General features: G+C 39.1%; 20 protein-coding genes and 1 tRNA gene. 17 read left to right on the forward strand and 4 right to left on the reverse strand.

The genetic code is table 11. The features are described from left to right. Positions 1-135: 135 nt before the first annotated feature. The 3 genes from C9E88_RS05505 (at position 136) to C9E88_RS05515 (ending at position 2,594) form a co-directional block, all read left to right on the forward strand. Positions 136-561 carry a PaaI family thioesterase gene (locus tag C9E88_RS05505; RefSeq protein ID WP_106985906.1) on the forward strand — a complete coding sequence of 142 codons (426 nt, stop codon included), beginning with the start codon at positions 136-138 and terminating at the stop codon, positions 559-561. A gap of 180 nt (positions 562-741) precedes the next feature. Further along, positions 742-1,710, forward strand: a complete 969-nt coding sequence (locus tag C9E88_RS05510; protein ID WP_106985905.1) for a hypothetical protein — start codon at positions 742-744, stop codon at positions 1,708-1,710. A 5-nt stretch (positions 1,711-1,715) separates the two neighbouring features. After that, the gene (locus C9E88_RS05515; protein WP_106985904.1) at positions 1,716-2,594 is read left to right on the forward strand and encodes an arginase family protein; all 879 of its coding nucleotides are present in this window, start codon (positions 1,716-1,718) and stop codon (positions 2,592-2,594) included. A gap of 91 nt (positions 2,595-2,685) precedes the next feature. On the opposite strand, the gene nadB is transcribed toward C9E88_RS05515, so the two are convergent. Beyond that, positions 2,686-4,323: an L-aspartate oxidase gene (nadB, locus tag C9E88_RS05520; RefSeq protein WP_106985903.1), complete on the reverse strand. Its 1,638-nt coding sequence runs from the start codon at positions 4,321-4,323 to the stop codon at positions 2,686-2,688. A gap of 231 nt (positions 4,324-4,554) precedes the next feature. On the opposite strand from nadB, the gene C9E88_RS05525 reads away from it, so the two are divergent. From C9E88_RS05525 to C9E88_RS17750, 13 genes are all read left to right on the forward strand, one after another. Beyond that, positions 4,555-5,940 (forward strand): Do family serine endopeptidase, encoded by a 1,386-nt coding sequence (locus tag C9E88_RS05525; RefSeq protein ID WP_106985902.1) that lies wholly within the window; start codon positions 4,555-4,557, stop codon positions 5,938-5,940. Between the two features lie 132 nt (positions 5,941-6,072). Then, positions 6,073-6,549, forward strand: coding sequence for an acyl-CoA thioesterase (locus C9E88_RS05530; RefSeq protein ID WP_106985901.1), 477 nt, complete (start codon positions 6,073-6,075; stop codon positions 6,547-6,549). Positions 6,550-6,704: 155 nt separating this feature from the next. Further along, complete coding sequence (gene lepA, locus C9E88_RS05535) at positions 6,705-8,522, forward strand: translation elongation factor 4 (protein WP_106985900.1); 1,818 nt, start codon at positions 6,705-6,707, stop codon at positions 8,520-8,522. 23 nt (positions 8,523-8,545) lie between these two features. Further along, positions 8,546-9,373, forward strand: a complete 828-nt coding sequence (gene lepB / locus C9E88_RS05540; RefSeq protein WP_106985899.1) for a signal peptidase I — start codon at positions 8,546-8,548, stop codon at positions 9,371-9,373. 21 nt (positions 9,374-9,394) lie between these two features. Beyond that, on the forward strand, positions 9,395-9,763 hold the full coding sequence (locus C9E88_RS05545) for a DUF4845 domain-containing protein (RefSeq protein WP_106985898.1): 369 nt from the start codon (positions 9,395-9,397) through the stop codon (positions 9,761-9,763). Beyond that, on the forward strand, positions 9,735-10,433 hold the full coding sequence (gene rnc, locus C9E88_RS05550) for a ribonuclease III (RefSeq protein WP_106985897.1): 699 nt from the start codon (positions 9,735-9,737) through the stop codon (positions 10,431-10,433). Before C9E88_RS05545 ends, rnc begins: the two co-directional genes overlap by 29 nt. Further along, positions 10,433-11,461, forward strand: coding sequence for a GTPase Era (gene era / locus C9E88_RS05555; protein WP_106985896.1), 1,029 nt, complete (start codon positions 10,433-10,435; stop codon positions 11,459-11,461). The genes rnc and era overlap by 1 nt, the downstream gene beginning before the upstream one ends. Before the next feature lie 25 nt (positions 11,462-11,486). After that, a complete protein-coding gene (locus C9E88_RS05560) occupies positions 11,487-11,684 on the forward strand; it encodes an NF038104 family lipoprotein (protein ID WP_106985931.1) in 198 nt (65 codons plus the stop codon). Positions 11,685-11,692: 8 nt separating this feature from the next. Next, entirely contained in the window at positions 11,693-12,406 is a 714-nt protein-coding gene (gene recO, locus C9E88_RS05565; protein WP_171501791.1) for a DNA repair protein RecO, read from the forward strand. A 14-nt stretch (positions 12,407-12,420) separates the two neighbouring features. Next, positions 12,421-13,146 carry a pyridoxine 5'-phosphate synthase gene (gene pdxJ, locus C9E88_RS05570; RefSeq protein ID WP_106985894.1) on the forward strand — a complete coding sequence of 242 codons (726 nt, stop codon included), beginning with the start codon at positions 12,421-12,423 and terminating at the stop codon, positions 13,144-13,146. A gap of 16 nt (positions 13,147-13,162) precedes the next feature. After that, on the forward strand, positions 13,163-13,816 hold the full coding sequence (locus C9E88_RS05575) for a MiaE family protein (RefSeq protein WP_106985893.1): 654 nt from the start codon (positions 13,163-13,165) through the stop codon (positions 13,814-13,816). A gap of 125 nt (positions 13,817-13,941) precedes the next feature. Continuing rightward, positions 13,942-14,355, forward strand: coding sequence for a hypothetical protein (locus tag C9E88_RS17745; RefSeq protein ID WP_227865872.1), 414 nt, complete (start codon positions 13,942-13,944; stop codon positions 14,353-14,355). A gap of 6 nt (positions 14,356-14,361) precedes the next feature. Then, a complete protein-coding gene (locus tag C9E88_RS17750; protein ID WP_227865874.1) occupies positions 14,362-14,775 on the forward strand; it encodes a DUF4198 domain-containing protein in 414 nt (137 codons plus the stop codon). A gap of 698 nt (positions 14,776-15,473) precedes the next feature. Here C9E88_RS17750 and C9E88_RS05585 read toward each other — a convergent pair. Further along, positions 15,474-15,549 (reverse strand) — tRNA-Asn (locus tag C9E88_RS05585). Positions 15,550-15,800: 251 nt separating this feature from the next. Here C9E88_RS05585 and C9E88_RS05590 point away from each other — a divergent pair. Next, a complete protein-coding gene (locus tag C9E88_RS05590; protein WP_106985892.1) occupies positions 15,801-16,259 on the forward strand; it encodes a hypothetical protein in 459 nt (152 codons plus the stop codon). Positions 16,260-16,304: 45 nt separating this feature from the next. Here the strand turns inward: C9E88_RS05590 and C9E88_RS05595 are convergent, their stop codons facing one another. Both C9E88_RS05595 and C9E88_RS05600 read right to left on the reverse strand, forming a co-directional pair. After that, positions 16,305-16,739, reverse strand: a complete 435-nt coding sequence (locus C9E88_RS05595; RefSeq protein WP_106985891.1) for a PaaI family thioesterase — start codon at positions 16,737-16,739, stop codon at positions 16,305-16,307. Between the two features lie 324 nt (positions 16,740-17,063). Next, on the reverse strand, positions 17,064-18,290 hold the full coding sequence (locus tag C9E88_RS05600) for a pyridoxal phosphate-dependent aminotransferase (protein WP_106985890.1): 1,227 nt from the start codon (positions 18,288-18,290) through the stop codon (positions 17,064-17,066). Between the last annotated feature and the right edge of the window lie 224 nt (positions 18,291-18,514).

Below are 18,514 nucleotides of genomic sequence, written 5' to 3' on the forward strand. Positions count from 1 at the left end.
ATAGATCTGTGACCATGTATGAATAATACTGCGATAACTGGATAAATAAATTCACTACACTTGTCCAAATGGTCATAGTTTTCACCAGCAAACTACTTTAAAAATCATCCATTACATCGTGATGGGTGATTTTTAATGTCTGTGAAACTGGAAGAGGTGGTTCAATTTTTATCATTGGTCTATCCGCCGAGTTTAGAAAAGTGTGAAATTTTGGCTGTAGATGAACGTTCATCTTCCGTATTGTGGAAAGTGAGTAGCATTGATATTCGCCCAGGCGGAACCATTTCAGGACCCACCATGATGGCATTGGCTGATCTTGCAATGTATGTGGCCATTTTGGGAGAAATTGGTTTAGTGGGGCTGGCTGTCACCACAAATATGAACATTAACTTTTTACGTAAGCCTACTGGGGGATTAAATTTGCGGGCTGAATGCCGCTTAATCAAAGTAGGTAAAGTATTGGTTGTGGGAGAGGTGTGGATTTATTCAGTTGATTCAGAAGATCCCGTCGCGCATGTCACAGGAACATATTCGATCCCTCCAAAACGTGAGGCTGAATAAAGACTAATCATGTAAATGAAAAATGCGCATGACCATTTGTCGAATATAAATGCCAACTTTATTGCAATTGTTGGTGTTTATGTTGGCTACTAGGCGGGAAAATGGACTGACATACAAAATACTTATGTTGCAAAAAAAAATAAAAAATATAATAAAAACAGTTAGACAGGAATAATAAAAATGGCAGATAAAGATCATGAAGTCCTTCAGCTTTTCACTTCTCGTGTACATCCTTTGTCTGTAAAACTAAGTGAAATGCTCAATGAACATTATTCACATCAAAGTGAACGTCGTGGCTGTGGTTATACGCAGGCCACACGTGTGCTCGCGGAGTATGTAAATACCACACGTGATGTCGCAGATTATCAAGATTTAAAGTTATTTGAGACATGGGAAGCTAAAAACTTACGCCAGTTAAAAGACCAAAGTAGTTCGTATCAGCTAGAGGTTGATGACTGGCATAATCTGGATCAAAATCTGCAAGTTCAACAATTCTTGGCACATGCGCCAGACTCAGATTATAAGCAGCAATTAAAAACTGAATATCAGCTTCAAACAGCATTACGTGGACTGGGTCAACATGCGCAGTTAGAGGAAAGCAAGCTCATTTGCGATTTAATTGAGGATGTCATTTTACCTAAGACCCGTGATGGAACAGGGGTGGTTGAATTAAAAAATCGAAGTGAAAAGCCCAAAGTAGGGTCTTGCCCAATGGCAGAGAATTTTTTTCTAAAAATTGCACATCGTAGAGTATTAAGACAGGGTGAAATTAATATTTTTATTGATGAACAGGGGAAGCCTCTACTCATGGAAAAAATGAATATGGGAGATAATCACTCTTGTATTAGTTTGCGCCCAGTGATTATGAACGGTGTACGACTTCCTGCGGGTTCTTTATTTTCAGTAGATTATGACATTACGCAGATTGCGCAAAAAATTCCAAACCAAGAATATAGTGGCTATATCATTCCACATAATGCCATTGATGGTTTCTGGTTTTTAAGATTAACTACTTTGGCTGTTTCTCCAGTACATCGAAAACGAGCGTTTAGTACGCATTTTGAACAGCAAGTGGCCAATGGGTTATTTAGCCCAGGGACCACAGAGTTACAACAATTAATGGATGTTGCTTTAGCACAATTGGAATAATTTGCATGTTAGATGTCTGCTATTCAGCTCAGTATGTGGCACATACACATACCAATAGTATGGAAAAGCTTAAAGCGGTTGCAGATGCATTGGGGACATGGCCTAATATTCGTTTCCACAGGCCAGAAGTTCTGGATATAGAAATTTTAAAACAGTTACATGACCCAATTTATGTTGATGCTGTTAATACTGGAATACCTGAAAAATTAGCCACATTTTCTGGTTTTAAACCGTGGAATACACAGCTGCGTGATGCAGTACTCAATATTAATGCAGGGCAAATTTTGACTGCAGAACTGGCATGGAAAAATGGTATTGCTGCCAATATCGCACAAGGATTTCATCATGCGATGCCTGAATTTGGTGGGTCATTTTGCACATTTAATGGTTTAGCACTGGTTGCACAGCAGTTTCCCAATAAAAAAATATTTGTTTTAGATTGTGATCAACACGGTGGAGACGGTACTGCTGAATTTACGCGACGCTTCAGTAATCTATTTAACTTTAGTATTTATGGCTTAATTTTTGGTTGCCCTACATATCCACGTTCCGTGACACGGCATGTTCATAAAGATAAAGGCAGTTTTGTACAATATACGCTGGCCGTGCATGAGGCTTTTCAAATGGCAAAAGATTGGGGAGCGGACTTAATTGTGTATCAAGCAGGGATGGATTGTCATCAAGCAGATCCTTTTGGCTCTTCATGGTTCAGTACGGAACTCATTCAAAAGCGTGAAGAAATGGTGTTTAAACTCGCGCATCGCAGTCAAATACCCATGATGTTTGTATTAGCAGGTGGCTATCAAAAATTAGAAGATTTGGTGCAATTACACTTATTGAGCTTTCGGGCTGCTCAAGAGGCTTATGGAATTCATCATCCATAGCAGGCTGAAAATCGGGTAAATATCAGGCCGTGTAAGCCACGACCTGACGTTTTACTTGTTGTTTAAATGGTTTTGAATGATCTACAACGTTTTAGTCTTCGTTCACTAGTGGGCAATCGACTTGGAAATTAGGAGGTGCTAAAACGGTTTTACGTAATTCAGGAGCCAAATCTGGATAATCAAGTGTAAAGTGTAATCCACGAGATTCTTTACGTTCCATCGCACAGCGTACAATCATTTCCGAAACTAAAACCAAATTGCGTAATTCAATCAGGTTTTTACTGACTTGATAGTCTTGATAGTATTCTGTGATTTCATGGTTAAGCATTTCAATTCGATGCAAAGCACGTTGCAAACGCTTGGTCGTACGTACAATCCCCACATAATTCCACATGGTTTGACGTAATTCATCCCAGTTTTGCAAGATCACGACATCTTCATCAGGATTGGTAACTTGAGAATCATCCCAAGCAGGAACTTCAGGGGAAACATACTCAGGCTGTAGATGCGTTTCAATATGTTTGGCAGCGGCCATACCGTAGACAAAGCATTCTAAAAGTGAGTTACTTGCCATACGGTTGGCGCCATGTAAGCCCGTATAAGATGTCTCACCAATTGCATATAATCCTGCAATATCTGTTTCGCTATTTTCGTCAACCACCACACCACCACAGGTATAGTGGGCAGCAGGTACCACAGGAATCATATCTGTAGTAATGTCGATGCCTAATTCCAATAGACGCTCATAGAGTGTCGGGAAGTGTTCTTTGACAAAATCAGCAGGTTTATGGCTAATGTCAAGCCAAACATGACGTATGCCTAAACGTTTAATTTCATAATCGATTGCACGTGCGACAATATCACGTGGTGCGAGTTCGGCACGCTCATCAAAACGGAGCATAAAGCGTTCGCCATCTGGAAGGCGTAAATATGCACCTTCACCACGCATGGCTTCTGTAATTAAAAAAGAACGTGCTTGAGGATGGTATAAGCAGGTCGGATGAAATTGGTTAAATTCCATATTTGCGACACGACAACCCGCACGATATGCCATCGCAATGCCATCACCTGTCGCAATGTCTGGGTTTGAGGTATACAAATAAGCTTTCATTGCACCACCACATGCCAGTGCGGTAAATGGTGCAAGAAACGTGTGGACTTGATTGTTTTGTTCGTCTAAAGCATATAGACCTAAAGCTCGATGCTTACCTGCAAGGCCAAGCTTCTGCGAAGTAATTAAATCAATCGCAATATAGTTTTCAAAAATATGAATATTTTGTTTTTCTTGTGCCCGTTGTACTAAGGTAGTCGAGATTGCACGCCCTGTCGCATCTGCAGCATGAATAATACGACGCTGTGAATGGCCACCCTCACGGGTTAAGTGTAATTGTTCATCCTGATCTAGGGTGAATTGCACACCATGATCGAGTAGAAAATCGACGGAGGGTTTGCCACCCTTAACCGTCTGTTTGACTGCATCACGTTCACATAAATATGCACCAGCAATCATGGTGTCATCAATATGTTGTTCAAGTGAGTCGGTTTTATCTAGTACTGCAGCCACACCGCCTTGTGCATAATAAGTGCTGGCATCGGTGAGTGTCGATTTAGCCAAAACTGCAATATTAAAATGTGCGGGTAATGACAAGGCCAAACTCAGGCCAGCACCACCGCTACCTACAATAATTACATCAAAATGATGTGTTGTTTCTAAATTAGGCATATCCATTAAGCTAATTTGAAAAAAGTTTGGTAATAACAGCGCTTTTTAATCAAAAAGGCAAGCCTTTGTTGATTGAAAAATGATGAATATTATTCATACACCGTGTGTTTTTAAGGAATAATTAAGCTATTGTTTATTAGGATGTATATCTAAACATATTGTTACGAATGAAGCTTTTACTTTGTGATAAAAACAATTTTATTTCAAAACTTCAATAAAAAGGGATGCATACTTGTTATGAAAAACCAATACCTACAAAAAGGATTATACGCGGCGGTTTTCACTGTAGCGGCGACGCAAGTTCAAGCGGCGGCACCTGTCGATTTTTCCAATTTGGTAGAGCAGGTCAGTCCTGCTGTGGTCAGTGTGAATGTAGTTAAAAAGTTAAGTCAAGAAGAACTACTACAACAGCAAGTCCCTGAGATTTTGAAGCGTTTTTTCGGTAATCAAGTTATTATTCCGCAGCAACGTATGCCACAAGAAAAAACTGCGTATGGTAGTGCGTTTTTTATCAGTAAAGATGGTTATTTACTCACGAACCACCATGTTGTGGAAGATGCATCTAAAGTCACCATTGTATTGAATGACCGCCGTGAAATTGATGCCAAAGTAGTTGGTAGTGATGAACGTACCGATGTGGCTTTATTAAAAGTTACAGGGACTGATTTTCCTGAACTACGCACGGGGAATGTTGAGCAATTAAAAGTGGGTGAGCCAGTTTTAGCAATTGGATCGCCATTCGGATTTGATTATTCAGCATCTGCAGGTATTGTCAGTGCAAAAATGCGTAATATGATGGGGGAAACCTCAGTACCATTTATTCAAACAGATGTCGCGCTAAATCCAGGTAACTCAGGTGGTCCATTGTTTAACCAGCGTGGAGAAGTCGTGGGTGTGAACTCACGTATTTTTAGTGGAACGGGTGGTTATATGGGCTTGTCATTCTCTATTCCTATTGATGTTGCAATGGATGTCGCAGAGCAATTGAAAAAGAACGGTAAAGTTACGCGAACTTATTTAGGGGTGAGTTTGCAAGATATTGACCGTAATTTAGCAGAGTCTTATAACTTATCTAAACCTGAAGGTTCTTTAATTACTCAAGTCACTCCAAATTCTCCAGCTGCTCGAGCAGGATTAAAAGCGGGTGATGTCATCTTAAAATTAGATGGTGCACCAATTTCAAGAACTTCTGATTTATTAAATAACTTGAATCGATCTGTGCCAAATCAAACGATTCAATTAGAAGTATTACGTGATGATAAGCGCCGTAATATTAGTGCGACTTTAGTGGTTGCTCCAGATGATACACCTGCACAATCACAAAATAAGGCACCGGTAAGTAAAGGTCCAGTTTTGGGAGTGAGTATTCGCAATTTAACCGAAGCTGAATTAAGCCGTTTAGATGTTAAGGGTGGTGTTTTAATTCAGGATGTCTTACGAGATGGTATTGCTGCCCAAGCGAAAATTTTGCCAGGCGATGTGGTGACACAGCTAAACAATAAGACCATTAATAATGCCAATGATTTTGTATCAGCCGTTTCTGAGCTGAAAAAAGGAACGATTGCACGAGTGGCGATTATTCGTGAAGGGCAACGTGCAATCGTTGGAATGCGTATTCAATAAAAAACTGGCTATTGATGAATGCATAGCTAAAAACCGTTTCGAAAGAAACGGTTTTTTTAACATTTGGTCATTTACCTATATGTGTTTTACCGTAGACTGTAGGGATCTTGAAAAGTAAAAATGAAGGCCAACATGAGTACCCCATTTGATTTAAAACTGACAGTACAGCCAGAACATATAGATATATTGGGTCACGTCAACAATGTGGTGTATGTAAGTTGGATGCAAGATGTAGCAACAGCGCATATCGAGGCTTTAGGATTAGGTTTAAATGAATATTTGGCTTTAAAACATGCCATGGTTGCGGTAGAACATCATGTTCAATATCGCAAAGCTGCGATGTTAGGAGATGAAATTATTTTGCGAACATGGCTTAGTGATATTAATGCGCTGTATTCATATCGCCAATATATGTTTTATCGACCAAAAGATCGTGCAATTTTGTTTATGGGCAATACGCAATGGGCTTGTATTGAAATTGCCACAGGTCGACCAAAACGTTTATCTCCAACATTTACCCAAGCTTATCAGCCGATTGATGCAGATCAAAATCCAACGGACTTTCAGCAGTATCATACAGAGGATATGACTGGGGAACATACAAGTTAGGTTCATTGTTTAGCTGGGTTAGAAATGCACGCAAACGAGTTCATTATTTTCGATACTTTAAAAAAACCATCTGCTATAATCCACGGCAATTTCTATTCGGCTTTTGTTATGCATGAGATTTAATGCATAGCGTTTTATTTTGTTCAAGGTAGCCCATGGCGCAAGCTAAAAAATCTGTTGATATTAAAAACATTCGTAACTTCTCGATTATTGCGCATATCGACCATGGTAAGTCGACGCTTGCCGATCGATTTATTCAAACGTGTGGCGGTTTACAAGATCGAGAAATGCAAGCGCAAGTCCTCGACTCTATGGAGCTTGAGCGTGAGCGTGGCATTACCATTAAAGCTGCCTCAGTTACCTTGTACTACACACATCCAAATGGCGAAGAATACCAGCTGAACTTTATTGACACACCAGGACATGTGGATTTCTCGTATGAGGTTTCACGTTCACTTGCTGCGTGTGAAGGTGCTTTATTGGTTGTAGATGCTGCACAAGGTGTAGAAGCACAATCAGTAGCAAACTGCTATACCGCTATTGAGCAAGGGCTAGAAGTTCTTCCCGTTCTAAACAAAATTGATTTACCACAGGCAGAGCCTGAACGTGTAATTCAAGAAATTGAAGACATTATTGGCGTGGAAGCAACCGATGCGCCAACATGTTCAGCAAAAACAGGCCTAGGCATTGAAGGCGTGCTTGAGCGTTTGGTAGATGTGATTCCAGCGCCACAAGGCGATCGAAATGCACCATTACAAGCATTGATCATTGACTCTTGGTTTGATAACTACTTAGGTGTTGTCTCGCTGGTACGAATTAAAGAAGGTCGTGTGCGTAAAGGTGACAAAATGTTGATGAAATCAACAGGTCAAACGCACATTATTACTTCTGTGGGTGTGTTTAATCCAAAACATACCGAAACTGACATCCTAGAAGCGGGTGAAGTTGGTTTCGTTATTGCGGGTATTAAAGACATCTTTGGTGCACCAGTAGGTGATACCATTACTTTGGCAAGCACACCAGATGTTGCAATTTTGCCTGGTTTTAAAAAGGTGAAGCCACAGGTTTATGCAGGTTTATTCCCAATTGATGCCAGCGAGTTTGAACCATTCCGTGAAGCATTGCACAAGCTACAAATTAATGACTCAGCGTTGTTCTTTGAACCAGAAAGCTCAGATGCTTTAGGTTTTGGTTTCCGTTGTGGCTTCTTAGGTATGCTACACATGGAAATCGTACAAGAGCGTTTAGAACGTGAGTACGATTTAGACCTTATTTCTTCAGCGCCTACAGTAATTTATGAAGCGGTCATGAAAAATGGTCAAACCATTTACATTGATAGCCCATCTAAAATGCCGGATGGTTCGACAGTAGAAGACCTGCGTGAACCGATTGCAGAATGTCATATCTTAGTTCCACAAGAGTACTTGGGTAATGTAATGACATTGTGTGTAGAGCGCCGTGGTGTGCAAAAAGACATGAAGTTTATGGCGAACCAAGTGTCAATTACCTTTGAAATTCCAATGGCTGAAGTTGTCATGGACTTCTTTGATAAGTTGAAATCATGCTCACGTGGTTTTGCATCACTTGATTATAACTTTGTTCGTTTCGAGTCTTCATCTTTAGTTAAGGTTGATGTGTTAATTAATGGTGATAAGGTAGATGCTTTAGCAATGATTTGTCATCGTCAAGATGCACGTCATCGTGGTATTGCATTGGTTGAGAAAATGAAAGACTTGATTCCACGTCAAATGTTTGATGTGGCAATCCAGGCGGCCATTGGTGCTCAAATCATTGCTCGTTCAACCGTAAAAGCAATGCGTAAAAACGTATTGGCAAAATGTTATGGCGGCGACGTATCACGTAAGAAAAAGCTTTTATCGAAGCAGAAAGAAGGTAAGAAACGTATGAAACAAGTGGGTAGTGTTGAAATCCCACAAGAAGCGTTCCTTGCAGTATTGAAAGTAGAAAGATAATAAAGACAGAGGTCATTTAGCTCATGGATTTTGATTTTAATTTAATCCTTGTACCAGTTACATTAATTTTCTTTTTAGTGTGGCTGTTGGATAAACTGGTTTGGAAACAAAGACAAACCAAGGGCAAGGGTAATGAAAATGTCATCATTACATGGGCTTATGATTTTTGGCCTGTATTAGCCGTTGTACTTATTCTGCGTTCATTTTTATATGAGCCATTTAATATTCCTTCGGATTCTATGGTACCAACCTTAGAAACAGGTGATTTTATTTTGGTGAATAAGTTTGAATACGGTGTACGCTTACCAATCGTGAATAAGAAAATTATTAACGTAGGCGAGCCAGAGCGTGGCGATGTCGTGGTCTTCCGTTATCCACCACAACCAACAATTAGTTATATTAAGCGTATTGTGGGTTTGCCAGGGGATCATATTGTATATGATCATGGGCAGTTGATTATTAATGGTCAAAAGGTTCCAAAAGTTCCGACTGAATTTAGTCGAGAAAAAGATAGTTTAGATACACCAACGTCTATTTATCATAAAGAAACTTTAGGTACGCATACATTTACGATGCGTGAACTTGAAGGGGTGAATGTTGCGCGTCAAGCACCGTTTATCAACTATGTTGACAATGGTAAGTATGCCAATGAAAATGGTTTATATTGGGAAGTGAAAGTGCCAGAAGGTCATTACTTTGCGATGGGGGATAATCGTGATCAAAGTGCTGACAGTCGTTTTTGGGGCTTTGTACCAGAAGAGAACTTAACAGGTCGTGCATTCTACAAATGGATGCATAAAGAGCCTGGCTTTAAAATCCCATCATTTGGTCGAAATGGTGCGATCGATTAATATGTCTTTAGGAAAATAAAAATGCGACATCAAAAAGGGGCGTCATACATTGCAATTCTATTTGCAGTTATTGGTTTAGCATTTATTGCTAAAGCACTGGTTGCAGTTTGGGGGCCATACGTTGATGATCGTTTGATCAATGATCAAATTGAGCAACAAATAGCAAGTGGTCCTAAAAATCTATCTCCGGCGGCATTTGATAAGGAGATGGATAAGCGTTTTCAGATGAATATGGTGGATAAGAAGTTTGCTGATGTTGCAAAAGTCAGCAATGAAAATGGTCTACTTGTTGAAAAAAATTATGAAATAAGAAAGCCATTCTTATTGAATATAGATATTGTGTTAAAGTTCGAGAAACGTTTTGATCAAAGCTCAGTCCAAGCTAAATGAGGCCCGTTTAGCGAGTCGAATCGGTTATCAGTTTAAACAGCCTGAATTGCTGAAACTGGCGTTGACCCACCGATCGGTGAGCCACAAATACAACTATGAACGCTTAGAATATCTAGGCGATTCATTGTTGGGTATGATAATTGCCAATTATCTATACCACGCTTATCCTGATGAAAATGAAGGGCGTTTAACGCGTATGCGTGCAACGCTTGTACGTCAGGAAGCACTTGGTAAAATTGCTAACGATTTAAAACTCAGCCAAAACTTAATTTTAAGTACGGGTGAGTTGAAATCTGGCGGTCATCATCGTGAGTCTATACTGGCAGATACGGTAGAAGCGATTATTGGTGCAATCTATGTGGATTGCCAAGACCTGAAGGTTTTAGAGCCAATCGTGCTGAAATGGTATGTACCTTATTTAGACCACATTGAACCAACAGATCAATTGAAGGATCCAAAATCGCGATTGCAAGAATATTTACAAGCACGTAAAAAGCCTCTCCCGGTTTACGATGTGATAGATATTCAAGGTGATGCTCCAAATCAGCATTTCAAAGTTGAATGTATTGTTGAGGGTATTGCTGTGCAATATGGTGAAGGATCCAGTCGTCGTTTTGCTGAACAAGCAGTGGCGGCTGATATTTTAAAAATTTTGGAGCAAAAGTCTTAATGACTACTCATTCCGATCACGTTGATGCTGATCACGAGTCGCAAAGCGACAGTAACGATTTAATTAGTCAGTTTTTTAGTGCCCAAGGTACTGAAATTCCGTCAGACTTCAAAAGTGGTTTTGTGGCGATTGTTGGTCGTCCAAACGTAGGTAAGTCGACATTAATGAACCATATTTTGGGTCAAAAATTGTCTATTACTTCACGTAAGCCACAAACTACACGACATAAAATTGTTGGTATTGATACGCGAGAAAAATCACAGGCTGTATTTGTGGATACACCGGGGATGCATAAAAAAGAAGTTCGCGCTATCAATAAAATGATGAACCGTGCGGCGCATTCGGCACTGCGTGACGTTAACCTTGTGTTATTCGTGATTGACGCAGATAAGTGGACTCAAAACGATGATTTAGTTTTGGAAAAACTTAAAAATGCAGATATGCCTGTGCTGCTTGTGATCAATAAAATTGATACGCTAGAAAACAAGAACCACGCATTACCATTGATTCAAGAACGTGCAAAACTGATGAATTTTGCGGAAATTGTTCCTGTATCAGCATTACGTGGTGCAAACTTAGATCACCTGCGTGACACAATTGAAAAGTATTTGCCATTCCAGCCACCACTGTATTCAATGGATCAAATTACAGATCGTTCAGAGCGCTTCCTTGCATCTGAAGTGATTCGTGAAAAGATTATGCGTCAATTGGGTGAAGAACTTCCGTATGATTTAACGGTTCAAATTGAATCATTTAAAACAGAAGAAGCAACCATCAATCCAAAAACAGGTCGTCCGAAGGCTGCATGTACTTATATTGATGCAACTATTTTTGTGGATCGCCCAGGTCAAAAAGCCATTGTGATTGGTGAAAAAGGCGCGAAGCTGAAAAAAATTGGTATGGATGCACGTGTGGACATGGAAAAAATGTTCGAACAAAAGATCATGCTAACACTGTGGGTTAAGGTGAAAGGCGGTTGGTCTGATGATGAGCGTGCATTAAAAAGCTTAGGATATAGCGATATCTAAAGTTTAAACTTTAAAAGGAATGGTCATGATAAAAGTTGTATTCATTGTAGCGAGTGTTTTTTTACTACAAGGCTGTATTACTAAAATTGTGACTGTTCCTGTTAAAGTTGCGTATAAAACGACGAAAGGTGTAGTGAAAGGCACTGCAGCTGTAGTTGGAGCTATCATTCCAGATGGTGAAGAAGATAGCAGTAAAGAACAAGATAAACAGAGCAAGGAATAATTGCCTGAATCATGCGTAATGAAGTTTTGCATGGTTATCTCATCCATCATAGAAAATACCGTGAACGTAGTCATATTGTGCATTTATTTACACAAGAACACGGCCGTGTCGATGGTATTCTTAGGCAAACGCCACCTCCTCAATATCAGCCAATCTCACTGCAAGCATCAGGTAAATCTGATCTAAAAAATTTTACAAAATTAGAAATTGTCAATCAGCCGATTTTCTTTTTTGGTGATGCCTTCTTTTCTGGCTTTTATTTAAATGAAATTTTGTTGCGACTATGCCCATTAGAAGTAGAAATGCCTCAAACATTTTTACAATATGCTGAAACCCTAAGTAGTTTGCAAACGATGGCTCAGCAGATCAATCCAAATGAATTTTTAAGGCAAATTTTAAGAAAATTTGAACATGAATTGATTGAAGAATTGGGTTATCCATTAGACTTTTCTGTTGATGCATCACAGGCCGATATTAATCCCCTACAGTATTATCAGTTTCAACTGAATGCAGGCTTTATGCCGATTGTGCAAGCCAGTCGAGCGAGCTTAAGTGGACAGAAGATCTTGTCTATGTGTAATTATGAAAAGGGTATGGATTTTAATTCAGAACAGTTACAATTACTCTCTAAGCTCTATCGGCAAATGATTAGCTCTTTGTTGGGTGACAGACCTTTAAAAAGTCGCCAGCTTTGGATACAGAATTCTCAAACGAAAGCGTAATTTAGGAAAATATTATGGCTGCATTACTTGGTGTAAATATTGACCATGTCGCGACTTTAAGACAAGCACGTGGCACCACTTACCCAGATCCTGTAAATGCGGCGCTGATTTGCGAACAAGCAGGTGCAGAAGGTATTACCTTGCATTTGCGTGAAGACCGTCGTCATATTCAAGATGATGATGTGCGTCGTATGCGTCCTGTATTAAAAACACACATGAATTTGGAAATGGCAGTTACAGATGAAATGGTGGCCTTTGCAAAAGAGATCCAACCTCATCATGTTTGTTTTGTGCCTGAAAAACGCCAAGAAGTTACCACAGAAGGTGGTTTAGATGTGGTGGGGCATTTTGAAGATGTTAAAAAAGCGACACAAGAATTAGCAGCAATCGGATGTGAAGTGTCATTATTTATTGATGCTGATTTTGCGCAAATTGATGCGGCTGTTGCATGTGGTGCGCCGACCATTGAATTGCACACGGGTGCTTATGCGGACGCCGAAACAGCAGAAGCACAGCAACATGAATTAGAGCGTATTGTGAAAGGTGCTGAATATGCAGCATCTCAGGGCTTAATTGTAAATGCTGGGCATGGTTTAAACCTTGACAATGTGACGCCAATTGCGAAAATCCCACAGATTCACGAATTAAACATTGGTCACTCAATCATTGCAGATGCTGTATTTGTTGGTTTGGCACAAGCTGTGCAACAGATGAAAGCTGTGATTAAAGCCGCTCGTTAATTAAATAGTAAAGATAATGTCGAATATTAATTATGATGAACTCATGAAGCCAGTCATTGGCTTCTTGGGCTGTGAAACGCCAACTGCATGGTTGGATATGGCAGTAGATAATTTGGATATCCTGATGCAGGATCATGCCAATTGTGAAAAGAAAGCTGCCAGCACGGCCATGAACTTGATGTTCCGTTACAGTTTTTTCTCAGATTTACAGATTAAACTGGCGCAATTGGTGCGTGAAGAAATGCTTCATTATGAACAAGTGCTTGAGTTGATGGCAAAGCGCGGTCAAGAGTGGACGGCAATTAGTGCTGGTCGTTATGCGGGTGGTTTGCGAAAAGAAGTACGTACTTATGAGCCAGAAGCCTTAATTGATATTTTGGTGATTGGTGCTTTTGTAGAAGCACGCTCATGTGAGCGTTTTTATGCGCTTGCACCGCGTGTAGATGAAGAGTTAGGTCGTTACTACCGTTATTTACTTAAGTCTGAATCACGCCATTATGAGGACTATCTGTCGCTTGCAATGGATGTGGCTACGACGTCTAAACTGAAAAACCCGAAAGAAGATATTCAGGAGCGGATTGATCATATTCGTGAAGTAGAAAAGAATCTGATTAGTTCACCTGATGAATTATTTCGTTTTCATAGTGGTGTGCCAGTTCAGGCTGCTTAAGTTAAAAAAATCCTCCATAAATGGGGGATTTTTTATACCAATAAATAAATATAATTGATAATCATTTACAATTGGGTTTTTGGTTTTTAAAATGTCGGCATTATTAATCGATGATTCAAATTTTTATGCATTCTTTTTTAAAACCTTGGATGTTCTTGTCATTGGGCTTGTTGAGTACAGCAGGTTTTGCGCACTATCCTTATATTGCACCTTTAAATTATCAGACTTTTAATAATTATAGCGCAGTGGTTTCAGGCTTTTATGACAATCCTTTTGTGTCTGAGATCGCGATTAAGAATTTCAAATTCCACTATCACACGCCTTCCGGTGAAAAAATTGAAATTGCAGATGATGCTTGGGCAAAAACTCAAACATTAAGTAGTTTTAGTTTGGAAAATAAAAAAGAAGGTACTTACCGTATTCGTGGCGTAAAACAAGGTTCTGCATCTCGCTTTGCTTTGGTTGACGGGCAGTGGAAAGCGCTTATTCAAGCAAAACGTGATGAAGCTAAGCCGCTTAAAGCAAATGTGGTGTATTAATCTGATTTGAAAAAAAATAGCAAAGTTAAAACTGTAGAAACACAGGAAATTATAGAAACTTTTATTTCACGTCGTACTATGTCAGATGTTTCTGTAAAGCATGTGCATGAAGGTTTTGATGTGCGTTTTATAAGTCATCCAAATACGTTGAAAGTAAATCAGCCAATTCAGTTGCAAGTTGTTGACTCTGCTCAAGGTGTGAAAGATGTAAAAGCATCGGTGTTGGCACAAAGTTATGCTTTTGAACGTACAGATCGTGTTTATCAAACCCTGCAATCTGATGATAAAGGTCACTTAAATTTTGTGATTAAAGATCAAGGCCAGTATCTTTTGACTGTAGATTATCAGCAACCGTTTACTGCAAAAGGGGATCAGTTAAAACGTTATAAATACACATTGGCATTTAACGTTGTTGAATAACATGATCATGAAAATGCTGACTTGAAGTCGGCATTTTTTTGAATCAATAGGGCATGTGATATCTAACTTGAGTTGAGAGAAGTTTTAGACTGTTGTTATAATTTTTGTCGTTGGTTTTATGGTTTAAAAGGGTTGTGGGTTTATATTGAAACTTTGACAAAGATTAAAAATATGGTTATTTTCTCTATATAGAGCAATATAAGTGGGACTTTACGCCCATGCGATTGCTTTATGTTGCAGTCAATGCAACCAAAAAAACCGCATTTATGCGGTTTTTTTTGTTTTTCTTAGCTATTTATCAATATTGGTATTTTGCTGACAAGTCGTAAATTTTATTTAATCAAAAAAATGCTTGTTAAATACGATATTGCATAATCTTGCTAAAATGTTTTTTAAAAATTGGTGCTAAATTTAAGCAGTATTAGACTTTTCTCATAAATCATTTTTTACTTTTTGAAAGAACTTTATTTTTAAGGCTGGGTGTTGGGTGGGTGTTAAATCTGTTGAGTTGAGATGTTGAGAAACACTCTGTTTGGTTTGTTGCTTGTTTAGCATTGTGTTGTAAGGATGTTGGATTTTTTGAGCTAGAGTGCAAGTTAATCGTGAGTAAAGATGATTAAAAGGAATGAAAAGAAAGAAAAGTAAAAATAATAGTTAATAAAAAACCCGTTTCGCAATGAACGGGTTTTTTAAGTATTTGGCTCTCCCACCTGGGCTCGAACCAGGGACCTGCGGATTAACAGTCCGTCGCTCTACCGACTGAGCTATGGGAGAATCTGAGTGCGATTATAAGGACATTTGAGGGAGGGTCAAGAAGAAATTGCGATCTTTCGTTGATATTTGATTTGGATGTTGTTTATTTGCGCAAAAGAATTTAATTTTACTGAAATGTTAAATGTGGGCTTGCAAAAATAAAATTCAGTTGATAGTCTGAATTTAACAACAGAGCGTTTAGGCGAAAGCTTAGACAGTGTGGATTTAAATCCAACTTGCCAGCACTAAAATGGCTAAATAGGAGAAAGCGAATGAATACGCTTAGCATTTCTCAAATCTTCTCAAATTTCAAATTCTATCAAGACAACTACTTGTCGATTATTGCCGATCAAACTCAATATCAAACACCTGTAGAAGGTGCGTATGTTAACGTTTGGCCTTTGGGTCATCGTGACTTGCAGTTGGGTGATTTATTGCAATTATGGTTTAGTGAAAAGTGGTTAATTAATGCCTCTTGTCATTTGCGCTTTGAACATAAGGATGACGGCCGTCGCATTCCCTTGCAGCGTGATCATGATCTGTTTTTATTTCAGTTGGCGGGTAGTGCACTCTCTGGTTCAAACCGATCAAAAGTCTGGTCTGTGTCTGAGCAGAAAGTGTTAAGTGTTGAGCTAGATAGCACACTCAAATATTATTGCTTTCAGAAAGGTAGCAATCGAATTGATTTGACGCAGCATCAATTAATTCGTGCATTGCAGTCCGCCATTTAAAGTTAAAAATTAAATGCTCGCATGACCATGCGAGCAGAAAACTTTTTAAGGATGAATAATCATGCATGTTGCAGTGGCATGTGCATATATCTTTCCTTTAGCATCAATAATTTTCCCTTCTGAAATAGCTAAGTTTTTACTGATATTAATTAAATCACCTATTGCTAGTAGCTCTTGGTTTTTAGGGATTGGGCGACACATTTTGACATTGAGATCAATCGTGCCATAGCCGACACCTGCACCTAATGCTGAGTGTACGACGCATCCTATGGCCGTATCTAATACCGTTGCGGCAAAGCCACCATGTACCCCACCAAGTGGGTTTAAATGGCGCTGATCAGCTTGTACAACAAACTCTACATGACCTTGTTCAATCTTTTGCGGTTGCATAGGAATGATTTCACTAATGCTTGCTGGAGGAATTTGGCCTCGCATCATTGCCTTTAAAATTTCAAGTCCAGTCATTTCTTTTATATTCATTGCTATTTCTCGAGATAAATTAATTTTGTGGTCGGTTATAGGTTCTAAAAAGGAACTTGTTTGAATAACATAGCTGAATATATAAAAAGAATGCAAATTCAATATTTGAATGCAAAAGTCAATTTTAAGTTTTTAGGTTTTGTATTTGAGTTAATTTTTTTGGAAAAAAGGCCAAATGAGTTTACTGATCTAGTTTGAATCGTGAATTTCATTTAATTGGTTGTGTGGGAAGATGGAGTGCTTTGATTTATCTCATGACTTATGAGTAGGTATAAAAAAACCCGCGAAATTCGCGGGTTTTTCAAATTTGATATTTAAATCAAATTATTTTTCAGCAGCAATTGAAGCAATCGCAGCATCTACGCCTTCGATTGAATCAGCAGCTTTCTTAATACGTGCAAGCGCATCTACAAGTACTTCGTCTGCAGTTGCATAAGAAATACGCATGTAACCACCTAGACCAAATGCATCGCCAGGAACTACTGCAACACCAGTTTCTTCCAACAACCATGCAGAGAATTCTGTGCAAGATTTTAAACCTTTTGCACGAATTAAAGGACGGATGTTTGCGTATGCATAGAATGCACCGTCAGCAGGAAGGCAAGTGATACCATTGATGTCGTTCAAACCTTTCACAACTAAGTCGTGACGGCGTTTGAATGCTTCAATCATTGGCTCAAGAACGTCTTGAGGACCATTCAATGCAGCTTCTGCAGCAACTTGTGAAATTGAAGTTGGGTTTGAAGTTGATTGAGATTGGATTTTTTTCATCGCACCAATCAGTTTAGCAGGGCCCGCTGCGTAGCCGATACGCCAGCCAGTCATTGCATAAGCTTTGGATACACCGTTAAGAACGATAGTGCGGTCATAAAGGTCAGGCGCTACAGTTGCGATGTTGTAGAATTCGTCGTCCCAACGGATTGGTTCGTACATATCGTCAGAAGCGATATAAACTTCTGGGTATTTACGAAGAACTTCAGCCAAAGCTTCTAATTCAGCTTTAGTGTAGATCATACCTGTTGGGTTTGAAGGGCTGTTTAAAACAACTAAACGAGTTTTGTTAGTAATTGCTGCTTCTAATTGAGCAGGTGTGATTTTGAAGCGTTGTTCTTCACCACATTTTACAATTACAGGCACGCCTTCAGCGATGATGACCATGTCAGGGTAGCTTACCCAGAATGGTGCAGGGATGATCACTTCATCGCCCTTGTTTAACAAAGCAAGTGCTAAGTTGAAGAATGACTGTTTACCACCACAAGAAACCAAGATTTGGTTTGCTGCATAGTCAAGGTTATTATCACGTTTTAATTTTGCGATAATTGCTTTTTTAAGGCCTGGAGTACCGTCAACAGCTGTATATTTTGTAAAGCCGTTGTTAATTGCTGCAATTGCTGCATCTTTGATGTGTTGTGGTGTGTCGAAATCAGGTTCGCCAGCGCCCAAACCAATAACGTTTTTACCCGCAGCTTTCAATTCAGCTGCTTTGTTCGTTACAGCAAGAGTTGGGGACGGTTTGATGGCATTTACACGATCAGAGAGACGTACGTCCACGGCAGTATTCCTTCTTATAGGGATTAAAAATTAAAAAGCACATTATCTTAGCCTAAAATGGTGCATAAAGGGGAGTGTGAATTGGCTTAATCATAAAAAAGTCTACATAAATTTTGAAAAAGCATAAAAATGAAGTGGAGACTTCAACTTATTTTGAATTTTTAGCCATTAATATGAATATGGATAAAAGAGAACTACAGATTAAATCTAAATTTTTTGAGAAA

It is taken from the genome of Acinetobacter cumulans (assembly GCF_003024525.3).
In the GTDB taxonomy this organism is placed as follows: Bacteria; Pseudomonadota; Gammaproteobacteria; order Pseudomonadales; family Moraxellaceae; genus Acinetobacter; species Acinetobacter cumulans.